General features: G+C 41.9%; 16 protein-coding genes. 15 read left to right on the top strand and 1 reads right to left on the bottom strand.

What is annotated here, in order from left to right:
- Positions 1-467: 467 nt before the first annotated feature.
- From V471_RS00940 to V471_RS00890, 11 genes are all read left to right on the top strand, one after another.
- Positions 468-1,214, top strand: a complete 747-nt coding sequence (locus V471_RS00940) for an amino acid ABC transporter permease (RefSeq protein ID WP_096832659.1) — start codon at positions 468-470, stop codon at positions 1,212-1,214.
- Positions 1,214-1,957, top strand: a complete 744-nt coding sequence (locus tag V471_RS00935; protein WP_014632672.1) for an amino acid ABC transporter ATP-binding protein — start codon at positions 1,214-1,216, stop codon at positions 1,955-1,957. The genes V471_RS00940 and V471_RS00935 overlap by 1 nt, the downstream gene beginning before the upstream one ends.
- A 211-nt stretch (positions 1,958-2,168) precedes the next feature.
- Positions 2,169-2,393, top strand: a complete 225-nt coding sequence (locus V471_RS00930; protein WP_002884393.1) for a DUF4059 family protein — start codon at positions 2,169-2,171, stop codon at positions 2,391-2,393.
- A gap of 65 nt (positions 2,394-2,458) precedes the next feature.
- Positions 2,459-3,379 (top strand): thioredoxin-disulfide reductase, encoded by a 921-nt coding sequence (gene trxB, locus V471_RS00925; RefSeq protein ID WP_014632674.1) that lies wholly within the window; start codon positions 2,459-2,461, stop codon positions 3,377-3,379.
- Positions 3,380-3,518: 139 nt separating this feature from the next.
- On the top strand, positions 3,519-4,067 hold the full coding sequence (rsmD, locus tag V471_RS00920; RefSeq protein ID WP_231910681.1) for a 16S rRNA (guanine(966)-N(2))-methyltransferase RsmD: 549 nt from the start codon (positions 3,519-3,521) through the stop codon (positions 4,065-4,067).
- A 32-nt stretch (positions 4,068-4,099) separates the two neighbouring features.
- Positions 4,100-4,597 carry a pantetheine-phosphate adenylyltransferase gene (gene coaD / locus V471_RS00915; RefSeq protein ID WP_014632676.1) on the top strand — a complete coding sequence of 166 codons (498 nt, stop codon included), beginning with the start codon at positions 4,100-4,102 and terminating at the stop codon, positions 4,595-4,597.
- Positions 4,575-5,651 carry a SepM family pheromone-processing serine protease gene (locus V471_RS00910; protein WP_002884703.1) on the top strand — a complete coding sequence of 359 codons (1,077 nt, stop codon included), beginning with the start codon at positions 4,575-4,577 and terminating at the stop codon, positions 5,649-5,651. The genes coaD and V471_RS00910 overlap by 23 nt, the downstream gene beginning before the upstream one ends.
- An 83-nt stretch (positions 5,652-5,734) precedes the next feature.
- Positions 5,735-6,679: a tRNA modification radical SAM protein MnmL/YtqA gene (gene mnmL / locus V471_RS00905; RefSeq protein WP_014632678.1), complete on the top strand. Its 945-nt coding sequence runs from the start codon at positions 5,735-5,737 to the stop codon at positions 6,677-6,679.
- Positions 6,676-7,224: a tRNA 5-(aminomethyl)-2-thiouridylate-methyltransferase MnmM gene (gene mnmM, locus V471_RS00900; protein ID WP_049529030.1), complete on the top strand. Its 549-nt coding sequence runs from the start codon at positions 6,676-6,678 to the stop codon at positions 7,222-7,224. The genes mnmL and mnmM overlap by 4 nt, the downstream gene beginning before the upstream one ends.
- On the top strand, positions 7,221-7,463 hold the full coding sequence (locus tag V471_RS00895) for a hypothetical protein (protein ID WP_002891697.1): 243 nt from the start codon (positions 7,221-7,223) through the stop codon (positions 7,461-7,463). Before mnmM ends, V471_RS00895 begins: the two co-directional genes overlap by 4 nt.
- An 8-nt stretch (positions 7,464-7,471) precedes the next feature.
- Positions 7,472-9,538 (top strand): cation:proton antiporter, encoded by a 2,067-nt coding sequence (locus V471_RS00890; protein ID WP_049529032.1) that lies wholly within the window; start codon positions 7,472-7,474, stop codon positions 9,536-9,538.
- A gap of 183 nt (positions 9,539-9,721) precedes the next feature.
- Here V471_RS00890 and V471_RS00885 read toward each other — a convergent pair whose 3' ends face one another.
- A complete protein-coding gene (locus V471_RS00885; protein ID WP_014632681.1) occupies positions 9,722-10,504 on the bottom strand; it encodes an ABC transporter ATP-binding protein in 783 nt (260 codons plus the stop codon).
- Positions 10,505-10,614: 110 nt separating this feature from the next.
- Between V471_RS00885 and V471_RS00880 the strand changes: the two genes are divergently transcribed.
- The 4 genes from V471_RS00880 to V471_RS00865 all read left to right on the top strand — a co-directional run bounded on the left by V471_RS00880 (position 10,615) and on the right by V471_RS00865 (position 14,831).
- Positions 10,615-11,946 carry a hemolysin family protein gene (locus V471_RS00880; protein ID WP_014632682.1) on the top strand — a complete coding sequence of 444 codons (1,332 nt, stop codon included), beginning with the start codon at positions 10,615-10,617 and terminating at the stop codon, positions 11,944-11,946.
- A gap of 353 nt (positions 11,947-12,299) precedes the next feature.
- Positions 12,300-13,022, top strand: a complete 723-nt coding sequence (locus V471_RS00875; RefSeq protein WP_014632683.1) for an LPXTG cell wall anchor domain-containing protein — start codon at positions 12,300-12,302, stop codon at positions 13,020-13,022.
- Between the two features lie 186 nt (positions 13,023-13,208).
- Positions 13,209-14,009, top strand: coding sequence for a pyruvate formate-lyase-activating protein (gene pflA, locus V471_RS00870; RefSeq protein WP_014632684.1), 801 nt, complete (start codon positions 13,209-13,211; stop codon positions 14,007-14,009).
- A 69-nt stretch (positions 14,010-14,078) separates the two neighbouring features.
- Positions 14,079-14,831, top strand: coding sequence for a hypothetical protein (locus tag V471_RS00865; RefSeq protein ID WP_014632685.1), 753 nt, complete (start codon positions 14,079-14,081; stop codon positions 14,829-14,831).
- The last annotated feature ends 41 nt before the right edge of the window (positions 14,832-14,872 follow it).

The following is a 14,872-nucleotide window of genomic DNA, read 5'->3' as shown; positions in this document are numbered from 1 at the left end:
GGTCTCAAAACTTCCGAACACCTGAAACTTTAAAGTTTCAGGTGTTTTTCTCACGCCGGAAAGCCTCGGTTTATGCTCACTTTGTTCGTTAAATAAGGAATTAGTTCAAATCTTTTTGGTCTTAACAAGGTATTATTATCAGTGATACGATTTTCTTATCACTATGATAAGAAAAGACTATTTCACAGACTTTCTGAGTCGTGCTAAAATGAATACTATAAAATTATGATAAGATATTTGAATGGTTAGCACTAGGCTAACCTACTTTTTTAGAAAGAAAGGGCGACATTGTGAAAAAGAGTATAGAAGCATTTAATCGGTCACCTTGGTATCTCCAAGTTATCATTGGCTTGGTTGGTTTGGCAGTAGCTGTTGCTTTAGCCATTCCCTTGTCTTGGCTAGTAGAAATTCTTTGGGGCTATGTTTTGCAACTGATTACGATTATCTTCAAATGGATTTCGTCTTGGATGCCAGCTGGTAAGCTCTTCTCGTGGAAGGCAGTCTTTGATGCTGTTCCTAAGATTGTGGAACGCTTGCCTTTGACTTTGGGATTGACCATTGCAGGTGCTTTCTTCGGTTTGATTTTGGCCCTTGTCTTTGCGGTCGTTAAGATCAATCGAGTACGTATCCTTTATCCAATTCAAGCAGTTTTTGTGAGCTTCTTGCGTGGGACACCAATCCTTGTACAACTCATGTTGACTTACTATGGAATACCACTCTTCCTTCGTTATTTGAATGGTGAATTTGGTTTGGATTGGAATATCAATGAGATTCCACCAGCTATCTTCGCGATTACGGCCTTTGCCTTTAACGAAGCAGCCTACATGAGTGAAACCATTCGTGCAGCGATTCAGGCCGTTGACGCTGGGGAAATCGAAGCTGCCCGTTCTCTTGGGATGACATCGGCACAGGTTTACCGTCGTGTTATTATTCCAAATGCGGCAGTTATTGCAACACCAAGTTTGATTAACAGTTTGATTGGCTTGACTAAGGGAACATCACTTGCCTTTAGTGCTGGTATCGTCGAAATGTATGCTCAGGCTCAAATCTTGGGTGGTGCTGACTACCGTTACTTTGAACGTTATATCTCAGTTGCCCTTGTATACTGGGTAATCTCAATCTTGATTGAGTACATTGGTCGTTCAGTTGAAAATCACATGGCCATTAAGGCGCCTGAAGTGACTGACATTTCTGGAATTGGAGGTGACCGCTAATGATTAGTATCAAAAATTTGACCAAGGAATTTTCAGGTCAAAAGGTTCTCGATGGTATTGATATTGACATTGAAAAGGGTGAAGTTGTAGCTCTTGTTGGTGCCTCTGGTGCAGGGAAATCAACAATTCTTCGTAGCTTAAACTATTTGGAACAACCTGATTCTGGTACCATTACCATTGATGATTTTAAAGTCGACTTTAAGACTATCACTAAAGAACAAATCCTTACCCTTCGCCGTAAGTTGGCCATGGTTTTCCAACAGTTCAACCTCTTTGAACGTCGTACAGCCTTGGATAATGTTAAGGAAGGTCTTAAGATTGTTAAGAAACTTTCTGACGAAGAAGCTACCAAGATTGCGAAAGAAGAGCTTGCTAAGGTTGGGCTTTCTAATCGTGAAAACCACTACCCACGTCACTTGTCAGGTGGTCAAAAGCAACGTGTGGCCTTGGCTCGTGCCCTTGCAATGAAGCCTGATGTGCTCTTGCTTGACGAACCAACATCTGCTCTTGACCCTGAGTTGGTTGGTGAGGTTGAAAAATCAATCGCTGATGCAGCTAAGTCAGGTCAAACTATGATTTTGGTCAGTCACGACATGAACTTTGTTTATCAAGTGGCTGACAAGGTGCTCTTCCTTGAAAAAGGTCGTATTCTTGAACAAGGAACACCTGACGAAGTCTTTAACCATCCAAAAGAAGAACGAACAAAAGAATTTTTCGCTTCTTATTCAAAACAATATCTTTAAGATGAGATTTTTGTTACAATAGAAAAGGTGGTGGGAGTGGACGACATTTTAGTCCATAGTCAAAGTCCCACAAGGATGATTAGGAACTTTTGAATGTTTCAAAGGCGACTATAGTCCAATCAGAAACTGCATCGTGCAGTTATTACTAGTCGAATTTAGAGGTTGGAGAATGTTATCTCAGCCTTTTCTATTTCTCACTTTAGGATGATTTATGTTATTAAATATTTTTAAATTTTACCTCTTAGGCCTTGTGATTGCTTTCTTTGTGTGCTTGGTGATTGGTGCCATTTGGCTTGGATGGCGTGCCTTACGTCGTGCGGACAAAACTGTTAAGGAGCGTCAAGGTGCCCTCTATGATGCTATTATGATGTCGATGGTTTCGATCCCAGTTTTGGCATTTGCTTTTATGGCGATTCTTATCGTGCTGAATGCATAATTCTAGCTTTGTTGGCACATTAGGTGTAAGATATCTCTACAAGAAAATCATATAAGGAGTTACTTATGTACGATACAATTGTTATTGGAGTTGGTCCTGCGGGGATGACTGCAGCACTCTATGCAGCACGTGCCAACCTTAAAGTGGCAACTTTGGAGCAAGGTGCTCCTGGTGGACAGATGAATAACACGTCTGATATTGAAAATTACCCTGGTTTTGAAAGTATTTCTGGTCCAGAATTGTCAATGAAGATGTTCGAACCTTTGGAAAAATTGGGCGTTGAAAATCTTTATGGTATCGTGTCTGGTATCGAAGACAAGGGTGACTATAAAGTTGTCAAAACTGGTGATGAAGAGTACCAAACCAAGACAGTGATCATTGCGACTGGTGCCAAACATCGCCACATTGGTGTTGCTGGCGAAGAAGAGTACAACAGCCGTGGGGTATCTTACTGTGCGGTCTGTGATGGTGCCTTCTTCCGTAATCAAGACCTCTTGGTCGTTGGTGGTGGAGACTCTGCCGTTGAAGAAGGAATTTATTTGACACGCTTTGCCAATAGCGTGACCATTGTTCATCGTCGTGATGAATTGCGTGCTCAAAAGGTCCTTCAAGACCGTGCCTTCGCCAATGAAAAGGTTAAGTTTATCTGGGACTCAGTCGTTGAAGAAATTAAGGGTGATGACATCAAGGTTTGCAGTGTTGATATCAAGAATGTCAAAACTGGTGAGGTGACTAACCACGAATTTGGCGGTGTCTTCGTTTATGTGGGACTTGATCCTGTTTCAGATTACTTGACAGGTCTCGACGTCACTGACCAAGATGGTTGGGTAATTACAGATGATAAGATGGCGACACGTATTCCTGGTATCTTTGCCATTGGGGATGTCCGTCAGAAAGACCTTCGCCAAATTACAACAGCCGTAGGTGATGGTGCCACAGCTGGTATCGAAGCCTACAACTACGTGACTGCACTTGGTGATAAGTAAAATAATAAAAACTCGGGATGTTCTCGAGTTTTTTGTGTTCTCTTGGGGGGATTTAGCTTGTCTAGTCCCCTTTGGACCAACATCTATGCGTGTTTTTTGTTATAATAGAAAAGTCTTACTAAAAATCAGTAAAAACGAGGTGACCGACTTGCGTGTTGTAGCAGGTGAATTTGGCGGACGTCCGCTTAAAACGTTAGAAGGCAAAACGACTCGTCCAACAACGGACAAGGTCAAGGGTGCCATTTTCAATATGATTGGTCCTTTCTTTGATGGGGGGCGTGTTTTGGATCTTTTTTCTGGAAGTGGTAGTCTGGCTATTGAGGCTATCAGTCGTGGTATGTCGTCTGCTGTCCTCGTGGAAAAGGATCGTCGGGCACAGGCTGTTATTCAGGAAAATATCAAGATGACCAAGAGTGAGAAGCAGTTCCAGCTTTTGAAGATGGATGCGGCGCGTGCGCTGACACAATTGACAGGAAAGTTTGACTTGGTACTTTTAGATCCGCCTTATGCCAAAGAGCAGATTGTGGCCAATATTACTCAGTTAGAGGAGCAAGGGCTCTTAGCTGAGGAGGTTATGTTGGTTTGCGAGACGGATAAGGCTGTGGACCTGCCTGAAGAAATTTCAAACTTTGGGATTTGGAAACAGAAAACCTATGGTATCAGTAAGGTGACCGTTTACGTGCGTTAGCCTTTGATAGGGAAGTTGTAGAAAGGAATGCTATGACAAAGATTGCTATGTTTACGGGGTCTTTTGATCCGATTACTAATGGGCATATGGATATTATTGCCAGAGCCAGCAAGCTCTTTGATGAGCTCTATATCGGTCTCTTTTATAATAAAAATAAGCAGGGCTTCTGGGACGTGGAGACTCGCAAGCGTATCTTGGAAGAGGTCGTGGCAGATCTTCCCAATGTAAAGGTTATAACGGCTCACGATAGTCTGGCTGTAGATGTCGCCAGAGATCTTGGGGTGACTTATTTGGTCCGAGGCCTTCGTAATGCGACAGATTTTGACTATGAGGCTAATATGGATTATTTCAATAAGGGGTTGGCCCCTGAAATTGAAACGGTTTATTTGATTGCTAGTCATGAGGTAACACCAGTCTCTTCCAGTCGTGTGCGTGAGTTGATTTATTTTGAGGGGGATATTAGTTCCTATGTTCCTCAAGCAGTTGTTAAGGAAGTGGAGGCTAAGCGTGGCAAACAAGAACGAATCTAAATCACTATTAGGGAAAATTTGGCGGATTAAGTGGTGGTTGTTAAGTATTTTTACGGTACTTTTCCTCCTATTTGCCCTCTTTTTCCCGCTAAATAATTATTATGTTGAGCTTCCGGGTGGTGCTTTTGATACTAAGGAAGTCTTGACTGTAGACAAGAAAGCTGATGATTCAAAAGGATCCTACAATTTTGTGGCAGTGGCCCAAACCAAGGCGACTTTAGCCTTGATGCTCTATGCTCAGCTTAATGATTTTGCAAAGCTTCAAACAGCTGAAGAGGCAACTGGGAATTACTCTGATGAAGATTTCATGCGTATCAACCAATTTTACATGGAGACTTCCCAAAACCAAGCGATTTATCAGGGCTTGACTCTGGCCGGTAAGGAGGCTAGCTTGGAGTATATGGGTGTCTATGTGCTTCAGGTGGCTGATGATTCTAGCTTCAAGGGTGTCCTCAATATTGCGGATACGGTGACAGCTGTCAATGGCAAGACCTTTGATAATTCTGCTGACTTGATTAAATACGTTCAAGGACTTAAGCTGGGTTCAAAAGTCAAGGTCACTTATACGACAGATGACAAAGAAAAGACTGCCACTGGTAAGATTATCAAGATTGCCAATGGTAAAAATGGTATTGGTATCGGTTTGACAGATCATACCGAGGTTAAGAGTCCTGAAAATGTGAAGTTTAAACTTGATGGCGTTGGCGGACCAAGTGCGGGTCTTATGTTTACCCTAGCTATTTACGATCAGGTATCTGGTCAAGACCTCAAGGCTGGCCGTAAGATTGCTGGAACAGGAACCATTGAAAAGGATGGTTCGGTCGGTGATATCGGTGGTGCCTACCTCAAGGTGAAATCAGCGGCTGATAGTGGTGCAGACATTTTCTTCGTGCCAAATAATCCAGTAACCAAGGAAATGAAAAAGGCTGATCCGGATGCCAAAACCAACTATCAAGAGGCCAAGGAAGCTGCCAAGAAACTGGGAACCAAGATGAAAATCGTCCCTGTTAAAACAGCTCAAGAAGCCATTGATTATTTGAAAAAGACTAAATAAGAAGAGAGTAGGACAGGCAGAAATTCATGATTTTTGTCTGAGTCTTACTCTCTTTTTTAGGTCAAAGTGTTATAATAGTCTTTATGAAAAAACGTTATAGAACAGTCAATGATTACTATCGTGAAATTTTTGGCGAAAAGATTTTCAAACTACCAATTGATGCGGGTTTTGATTGTCCCAATCGTGATGGCACAGTGGCCCACGGTGGCTGTACCTTTTGTACGGTATCGGGGTCTGGGGATGCTATTGTAGCACCTGAGGCACCGATTCGTGAGCAGTTTTACCATGAGATTGACTTCATGCACCGCAAGTGGCCAGAAGTTCAGAAATATCTGGTTTATTTTCAAAACTTTACCAATACCCACGCGTCGCTTGAAGTTATCAAGGAACGCTACGAACAGGCTATCAATGAGCCTGGTGTTGTTGGCATCAATATCGGTACCCGCCCGGACTGTTTGCCAGACGATGTGATTGATTATCTGGCAGAACTCACAGAACGTATGCATGTGACCGTTGAACTTGGCTTGCAAACGACTTATGAAGAAACGTCAGAACTCATTAACCGAGCACACAGCTATGATCTCTATGTGGAGACGGTTAAGCGTGTGCGTGAGCGTGCGCCAAAGGCTGAGATTGTATCGCATCTGATTAATGGGCTACCAGGGGAAACCCACGAGATGATGGTGGAAAATGTTCGACGTTGTGTGACGGACAATGACATTCAGGGAATTAAACTCCACCTCCTCCATCTGATGACCAATACGCGTATGCAAAGAGACTACCACGAGGGGCGTCTTAAATTGCTGAGTCAGGAAGAGTATGTGTCCATCATCTGTGACCAGTTGGAAATCATCCCTAAGGATATCGTCATTCATCGAATTACTGGTGATGCGCCGAGAGATATGTTGATAGGTCCTATGTGGAGTCTCAACAAATGGGAAGTCCTCAATGCCATTGACAAAGAGATGGAACGTCGTGACTCATGGCAAGGGTGCAAAGTAGCTAACGAGAAGGAGGAAAAAGCATGATTAAACGACCAATTCATCTATCTCATGACTTTCTAGCTCAAGTGCTGGACGATGAGAGTGTAGTTGTCGATGCAACCATGGGAAACGGCAATGACACAGCCTTTCTGGCTGGTCTTGCCAAGAAGGTTTATGCCTTTGACGTGCAGGAGCAGGCGCTCGAAAAGACTCGTCAACGCTTGTCAGATTTGGAAATTGAAAATGCGGAACTCATTTTAGACGGTCACGAAAATCTGGACCGTTATGTCACGGAACCTATTCGTGCAGCTATTTTCAATCTGGGTTATCTGCCATCTGCAGATAAGAGTGTTATTACCAAACCCCACACGACCCTTGAGGCCATTGAGAAAATTCTTGACCGTCTAGAGGTGGGTGGTCGTTTAGCTATTATGATTTACTATGGTCATGATGGTGGCGATATGGAGAAGGATGCTGTGCTTGAGTACGTTATCGGTTTGGACCAGCGTGATTTTACAGCTATGCTTTACCAACCCCTTAATCAAATTAATACCCCACCATTTTTGGTGATGTTGGAGAAATTACAATGATTACAGATATTAAAGAAAAACTTGCAGATATGCAGGCCAAATATATCGATAAGCAGAGTGCCGAGGGTACTTTGAAAAAGGTTGATAATCGTAAAACGGCTAAAATTAAGAAAAAGTTAGCTAGTCTTGAGGTCGAACGTTGCCATAAACTTTTGGCTAAGGAAGATGTCACTGCCATTGATAAAAAAATTAGTAAGCAAAAAGAACTATTCTCAAACTGTTGTCATAAGGAAGGGTAGGAGGAGCTATGCATTTATCATTAGCTTTGCTTGTTCTTCTTTTTAGCTTGATTTTATCGAACGTTATCAATCGTGTCTTTCCACGTCTTCCCCTACCTTTGATTCAAATTATTTTTGGGGTTGGTATTGGTTTACTTTTAAAGGGACGCGCTTTCGAGCTTGAAACAGAACTTTTCCTAGCTTTCATTATTGCTCCCTTGCTGTTTCGTGAGGGTGAAGAAAGTGATATCACTAGTATTCTACGTAACTGGAAACTCATTCTATTTTTGATTTTCCCAGTTATCTTTGTGTCTACCTTGGGAATCGGTTATCTTGCTAAGGCCGTCTTGCCTGCTTCGGTACCCTTGTCTGCCTGCCTAGCCATCGGTGCCGCCCTTGGACCAACGGATTTGGTTGCCTATTCCGCTATTTCCAAACGTTTCAGTTTTCCAAAGTGGATTAGCTATATTTTGCAGGGTGAAGGTCTTCTGAACGACGCCTCTGGCTTGGTTGCCTTTCAGGTGGCAGTGACTGCATTGACAACAGGGACCTTCTCCCTCCTTGGTGCGAGCTGGAATTTGGTTATTTCTGTGCTTGGTGGTTTTTTAATTGGCTTGATTACAGCCTTATTTAATCGCCTCTTTTTGACCATTTTGGACAATATGGATGCTGCAGATGTCACAGGTGCTCTCTTACTAGAGTTGGTACTACCGATTTCCTCTTACTTTGTAGCCGAGGAAATTCATGCTTCTGGAATTATTGCCGTTGTCGTAGCAGGGATTTCGCTTGCCAGTCGGTTCAAAAAAATCACCGTTTTTGATGCCAAGTTGGATAGTGTTTCTCATACGATTTGGGGAACCATTACCTTCATGCTTAATGGTATGGTCTTTTTCCTCTTGGGAACAGAACTTCCAACCCTAGCAGCCCCAGTACTGCGTAGCAGCACTTACGATAATCTCTGGATGCTTCTTGCTATCATCCTTTTAACAGCGACCATGTTTGGCATTCGCTTTGTTATGATTAGTGCAGTATTTGCCCAAAGAGCTTGGAGGGCCAAACGATCACTAAAAAAAATCTGGAAGGGTTCTACTCTGTTAACCTTTTCAGGTGTTAAAGGAACGGTTTCCATTGCAACCATCCTTTTGCTTCCGGTTGCCAATATGACGGCTTTGGAACATAGTCTCTTGCTCTTTACGGTAGCGGGTGTCACTTTATTAAGTTTCTTAACAGGGATTTTAGTCCTACCTAAGCTAGCCACTGGACCAGCCCACACGACCAACCATTATATGCAGATTGCCATTCTTAATGATGTGGTCGGCGAGTTGGAAAAAGATCTAAAACAGTCAACTAATCAAGGAGCTGTCTATGCTACGATTGACAACTACAATCAACGCTTGGAAGATTTAATCTTGGAGCAGGAATCAAATGATGTCAAAGAAGAGTTGGCCAATATTCGAGTAATGATTATGGAAATCGAGAGTGAGGGTCTGGAATATGCCTACAAGAAGGGGAAGATTTCAGAACTCGAATACAATCTCTACCAACGTTATATCAAGGGCTTGGAACGTCGTATCAACCGTGGTTTTGTCTCTAGCCTTTCTTACGCCCTAGCTGTCTTTGTGCGTGGCCTTCGTAGATTGTTGCACTTAGCTCTTACTTTCAAGTTTCGTATTGATCAGGATGATACTAGAAGAGGTCCTAGGTTGACGGAAGAAAACCGCGACCATATGACTGAGCTCTATTTGACAAATACTGAGCAGATTTTGGAAGCCTTGAGTAATCTGGAAGGTGTTTATCACTCAGATCTCTTGTCTTATCTGAAACGCAGTCGCCTTCAAGAGGCTGAGATTATTCAATCAGGTGCCTTTGTTGAGCGGGTTATCACCCACCTTCATCCAGACAATATTGATGAAATGTTGCGAGGCTACTATTTGGAACGTAAGGTTATCAACGAGTACGAGCAGGCTGAACTTATCTCTAGCCGTTATGCCAAGCAGCTTCGTAAGGAAGTCAATACTTTGGAGGATTACTCTCTCAAAGAAACTAGCAACACGTTAACCTATGATATGATTAATCTGGCTCGAGGTCGGGCTTAAGCAATGAATGTTATCACAAAAAGAAGCCAAGATTTTTCTTGGCTTCTTTTTCATATATTTTTATAGAACAGCATATCGTTCCAGCCTTAATTTTGTATGGTGTATCTAAAATAAAAGAGGAGTAGTGATAAAACAACAAGTCCCCCAGATAATGTCTAGGGGACTTGTTTCTTTGAGCGATTTTTATAGAAGAGGGTTAATGTAAAAACGATGGTCATCAATTGGAATAATTTGAACAGGATTTTGGTAGAAGTCAGCTAAAACTTCCGGTGTGATGATATCATTTTTTGGTCCTTGTGCCACGATTTTTCCTTGACGGAGTAGGAGGATGTGGTCCATCTTCTCAGTAATCTCTTCAGCATGGTGGGTGACGTAAAGGACCAGGGGTGCGTGAGGAAGCGAGGTGATACGGTCGATCTGACGTAACAGCTTTTCGCGGGCAAAGAGATCCAAGCCCACAGTTGCTTCGTCAAGGATGATGATGTCGGGATCTTCCATAAGACTACGAGCAATCAAACAGATTTGCTTTTCTCCCTGAGAGAGGCCATGGTATTTACGACCAATCAAATCTCCAGCACCAAGTGAAGTTAGCATATCCTTGGCTTCTTGTAGCTCTTTGTCTCCATAGGCTTTGTAGAGGATTGAGCTCTTGTACTTACCGGTAAGGACGATTTTTTCAGCAGTCATATGTTGAGGTAGACGCTCAGTGATGAAGGAGCTGACGATACCGATGTGTTGACGAAGACCTGTGATGTCTCCATTACCAAAGGTGTAGCCTAGTATCCCAGCCTTCCCTTCAGAAGGGAAAAATTCAGCTGTCAACAAACGTAGGAGGGTTGATTTTCCAGCACCGTTAAGTCCCAGGATAGCCCAGGTTTGTCCTTTTTCAACTGTCCAGTTAAGGTCAGATAAAAGTGTTTTTCCTTGGCGGACCAAGCTGACATTTTCTAATCGTATAAGTGACATAAGTCTCTCCTTTGATGATAAATTACCCTAATTATAGCATAAAATAGACGCCTTTATTGGGAAATTATGGTATAATGAAAGTCAGAATTTTTTTTAGAGGAGAAGAAAAAATGGAAGACTCTAGTGGTCAGTCCTTATTATTTCAATCTATTTTACTACTAATTTTAACCTTGCTTACAGCCTTTTTCTCAGCATCTGAGATGGCTCTTGTATCACTTAACCGCTCACGTGTAGAGCAAAAGGCAGAAGAAGGCGATAAGAAATTTATCCGCCTGCTCAAGGTTCTTGAAAATCCAAACAACTTCCTATCAACTATCCAAGTTGGTATTACCTTTATTAGCCTCTTACAGGGGGCCAGTCTCTCTGCGTCACTAGGTGCAGTGATAGCGACTTGGTTTGGTCATGCGGCTTGGGCTAAGACAGCGGGTAGCATGATTTCTTTGGTTGTCTTGACCTATATCTCTATCGTTTTTGGGGAACTTTATCCAAAACGTATCGCTATGAACCTCAAGGAAAATCTAGCCATCTACTCAGCTCCTGTTATTATTGTTACAGGTAAGATTGTTAGTCCCTTTGTTTGGATTCTTTCGGCGTCAACCAATCTTTTGTCTCGTTTGACACCTATGACCTTTGATGATGCCGATGAGCAGATGACACGTGATGAGATTGAGTACATGTTGACCAAGAGTGAGGATACGCTTGAGGCTGAAGAAATTGAAATGCTCCAAGGGGTATTCTCTCTTGATGAATTGATGGCGCGTGAGGTTATGGTCCCTCGTACGGATGCCTTCATGATTGATATTGAAGACAACACTCAAGAAAATATCCAAGCTATTCTCAAGGAAAGTTTCTCTCGTATTCCTGTTTACGAAGATGACAAGGATAAGATTATCGGTGTCATTCATACCAAAAATCTTCTTAAAGCAGGTTTCGAACTTGGTTTCGAAAATATCAAACTTCGTCGAATCATGAACGAACCTCTCTTTGTTCCTGAGACTATCTTCGTAGATGATCTCTTGGCAGCCTTTCGTAACACCAATAATCAGATGGCTATCTTGCTTGATGAGTACGGTGGCGTTGCTGGTCTTGTTACCTTCGAGGATCTTTTGGAAGAAATCGTTGGTGAGATTGACGACGAAACAGATAAATCTAGTGTGGAAGTTCGTGAAATTGGTGAGAATACCTATATTGTCGAGGGAGCTATGACTCTTAACGACTTCAATGAACATTTTGATACAGAACTTGAGAGTGATGACGTTGATACTATCGCAGGTTATTATTTGACTGGTGTGGGAGCCATTCCAACTCAAGAAGTCAAGGAACACTATTCAGTTATCAACAAGGACAAACACCTCGAATTTATCAATGATAAAGTTAAGGATGGTCGTGTAACCAAACTTAAGGTAATCATCACGGCAGCTCCAGAAGAGGCAGAAGAATAGTTTTCTACATGTTTTTATTAGAAAATATTGGAACTTAAAAGCGACTATTTACTAATTAGGCACTTTCTCTCATTATGAGTGAAAGTGTTTTTTCTTATCTATCTTGGAATATCAGCTTATCAAAATAATAAGATTAGAAAACGTCTATAAAGTACGTCATAAAGCCTTTTTTACCTATCAAAACTGCCGGACTTTGTCAGGAAAACAACCATAATTTTGAAGATAATCTAACATATTTCAGCGTGTTGAAAGATTTAGAATAAAAATAAATAAGATTTTAATTAAAGCGGTCTTTTATTACTTTTTTATGGTAGAATGTAGGTTAACTGATAAATGAAAAAAGGAGAATCTTAATGGCTTCTAAAAAATCTATATCTATATATAGTAGCTTGCTTTTACTCACCCTTACCCTAGGAGCTTTTGTACCAGTAACCTCTTTTGCGGATGATGGTATTGCGACAAATGATGCTGTTCTTACACAACCAACGACAGATCGTGCAACAACTGGTCCTTCAACAGCCCCAAGTGATGGTGACTTGGCTCGTAGCAATGATTCAAACACAGGTGTGGCAACGCCAACAACACCAACACCTACAGTTCCTGAAGTACCAGCTGAGCCAACAACACCAGCAACTCCGGAAGCACCTGCGACACCGGCTCCAACAGCTGATTCATCAACAAAACCAGCCGATAAGCCAGAAGACCCAGCTTCAGCAACTGATAAAGGGACAAGCGAAGCACCTCAAAACTCTGAAACTCCAGCGGTGAATGTTAATGGACAACCTGTTGTTACTGTAACACCAACAGCTCCAGTTATCACTGCAGCTGGCCAAACAATTGTGTCTACACAAAATAGCCAAATTGTTATCGCTAACACTGATGGTACAACAAGTGTTGTCGCTCCTGAAACAGTAGGATTCAAAGTGAACGCTGACGGTACATTGACTGGTAAAGATGCTAAAGGTAAGGAAGTTACACTTCCTAAGACTGGTGAAGCATCAACAGTAATCTTGACAATGGCAGGAACATTCTTCCTTGCTGCTGCAGCCTTTTTGGGGCTTAAGAAACGTGCCTAATAATATAGATGATAAAAGACTGGATTTTTCCAGTTTTTTTGTTTTTCTTCTGGTATAGTATAGATATTCCTTAATTTCAGATGTATTATAGTATAACCTTTGCCTGAATTCAGGCAGATATGGAGCATGTTTCTGATAAAAGAGGTATAATAAAAACATGTAAAAAGCGTTTTCAAGGAGGCTGCCATGGCAGAAATTGATTACAGTCAGGTGACTGGACTTGTTCATTCAACCGAAAGTTTTGGATCCGTAGATGGTCCTGGTATCCGTTTTATTGTTTTCATGCAAGGCTGTAAGATGCGTTGCCAATATTGTCATAACCCAGATACTTGGGCTATGGAGTCAAATAAGGCTGTTGAACGTACAGTTGAAGATGTCTTAGATGAGGCTCTTCGTTTCCGTCATTTCTGGGGTGAGCATGGTGGTATCACTGTATCAGGTGGTGAGGCCATGCTTCAGATTGATTTTGTCACTGCCCTCTTTACAGAGGCTAAGAAGCTAGGGATTCACTGTACGCTTGATACTTGTGGGTTTGCGTACCGCAATACTCCTGAGTATCATGAAGTTGTTGACAAACTTTTGGCTGTGACTGACTTGGTCCTACTTGACATCAAAGAGATTGACCCCGAACAACACAAGTTTGTGACCCGTCAACCTAATAAGAATATTTTGGAATTTGCTCAATATCTATCTGACAAACAAGTTCCAGTCTGGATTCGCCATGTCTTGGTACCTGGTTTGACAGACTTTGACGATCACTTGATTAAGCTTGGTGAGTTTGTAAAGACCTTGAAAAATGTCGATAAATTTGAAATTCTTCCCTATCATACAATGGGTGAGTTCAAATGGCGTGAGCTCGGTATCCCATATCCTTTGGAAGGGGTTAAACCACCAACTGCAGATCGGGTCAAAAATGCTAAAGCTCTCATGCACACTGAAACGTATCAAGAGTATAAAAATCGTATCGGTGTGAAAACCTTGGATTGAAAAAGAAGCTCTTGACAAGGGCTTTTTAACTTTGCTATTATTTAGGGAGCAATAAAGAGCAGGTAAATTATGTTTCGTATTTTAAAATTTGATGATGACTTTGTTTATCTCAGTCATCCTGACGGGCGACTTAAGAAAATAGATCGCACGCTTTTTGATTTTGATATAAAATTAGGAGATCGTATTGATGTCTACCAAGATGGGGACTTGACAGTTGTTACTCCGGCAGAAGTCCAGACGGACTTGAGCCTAGAGGGAGACAAATCTGTTAAATCACACCTCTTGCAAGGGATTTTAGATCTTTTCCTTGAAACCCTTAATATTCACAATAATCATTTGGGTGACTTGAAGAAGATCTTCACGCAATTATTGATTACACTCTTCATGGCTTGGAGCTTGTTGGGAGTTATTCTGGTTGAGATTCTTCTCTTTGCAGAGTCAATTATTGTCTTCCTATGGAGACTTCTAGTTCGTCTTGTTAAGTGGATGCATATTAAAGACAACACTAAGGTCTTGATTGATGAGACACAAAAACGTCATGCTAAGCGTGAGCGTCAAAAAGCTCAAAGACGTGAGCAGGAGAGACGTCGTCAGGAAGAACTTGAAGAACGTGAATATCTTCGTGAAACAGAACGTCAAAAGGAACTCATGATTGTTGAAGCTAGCCTTAGTCAGGAAGCAGAACGTGAGAGCCTTTCAACTAGCCTTGCTTTGGAGCAAGCAAGTGCTTCAAGTCAATCTGCTAGTGAAGATTTGGTAGAAGAAAGCCAGTCAACTTCAGAGTCAGAAGTGATGTCTGAATCAGCAAAGTCTGAAAAATAGAACAGAAAAAAGAACTGAGAGTTAGGATCTCGGTTCTTTTT

It is taken from the genome of Streptococcus salivarius (genome assembly GCF_002094975.1).
In the GTDB taxonomy this organism is placed as follows: Bacteria; Bacillota; Bacilli; order Lactobacillales; family Streptococcaceae; genus Streptococcus; species Streptococcus salivarius_D.
This window is presented reverse-complemented; position numbering and strand designations above follow the sequence as displayed.

Coding starts and splice junctions, on each gene's coding strand:
- V471_RS00940 (WP_096832659.1), top strand. CDS start 468: ATGCCAGCTGGTAAGCTCTTCTCGTGGAAGGCAGTCTTTGATGCTGTT.
- V471_RS00935 (WP_014632672.1), top strand. CDS start 1,214: ATGATTAGTATCAAAAATTTGACCAAGGAATTTTCAGGTCAAAAGGTT.
- V471_RS00930 (WP_002884393.1), top strand. CDS start 2,169: ATGTTATTAAATATTTTTAAATTTTACCTCTTAGGCCTTGTGATTGCT.
- trxB (WP_014632674.1), top strand. CDS start 2,459: ATGTACGATACAATTGTTATTGGAGTTGGTCCTGCGGGGATGACTGCA.
- coaD (WP_014632676.1), top strand. CDS start 4,100: ATGACAAAGATTGCTATGTTTACGGGGTCTTTTGATCCGATTACTAAT.
- mnmL (WP_014632678.1), top strand. CDS start 5,735: ATGAAAAAACGTTATAGAACAGTCAATGATTACTATCGTGAAATTTTT.
- mnmM (WP_049529030.1), top strand. CDS start 6,676: ATGATTAAACGACCAATTCATCTATCTCATGACTTTCTAGCTCAAGTG.
- V471_RS00895 (WP_002891697.1), top strand. CDS start 7,221: ATGATTACAGATATTAAAGAAAAACTTGCAGATATGCAGGCCAAATAT.
- V471_RS00890 (WP_049529032.1), top strand. CDS start 7,472: ATGCATTTATCATTAGCTTTGCTTGTTCTTCTTTTTAGCTTGATTTTA.
- V471_RS00885 (WP_014632681.1), bottom strand. CDS start 10,504: ATGTCACTTATACGATTAGAAAATGTCAGCTTGGTCCGCCAAGGAAAA.
- V471_RS00880 (WP_014632682.1), top strand. CDS start 10,615: ATGGAAGACTCTAGTGGTCAGTCCTTATTATTTCAATCTATTTTACTA.
- V471_RS00875 (WP_014632683.1), top strand. CDS start 12,300: ATGGCTTCTAAAAAATCTATATCTATATATAGTAGCTTGCTTTTACTC.
- pflA (WP_014632684.1), top strand. CDS start 13,209: ATGGCAGAAATTGATTACAGTCAGGTGACTGGACTTGTTCATTCAACC.
- V471_RS00865 (WP_014632685.1), top strand. CDS start 14,079: ATGTTTCGTATTTTAAAATTTGATGATGACTTTGTTTATCTCAGTCAT.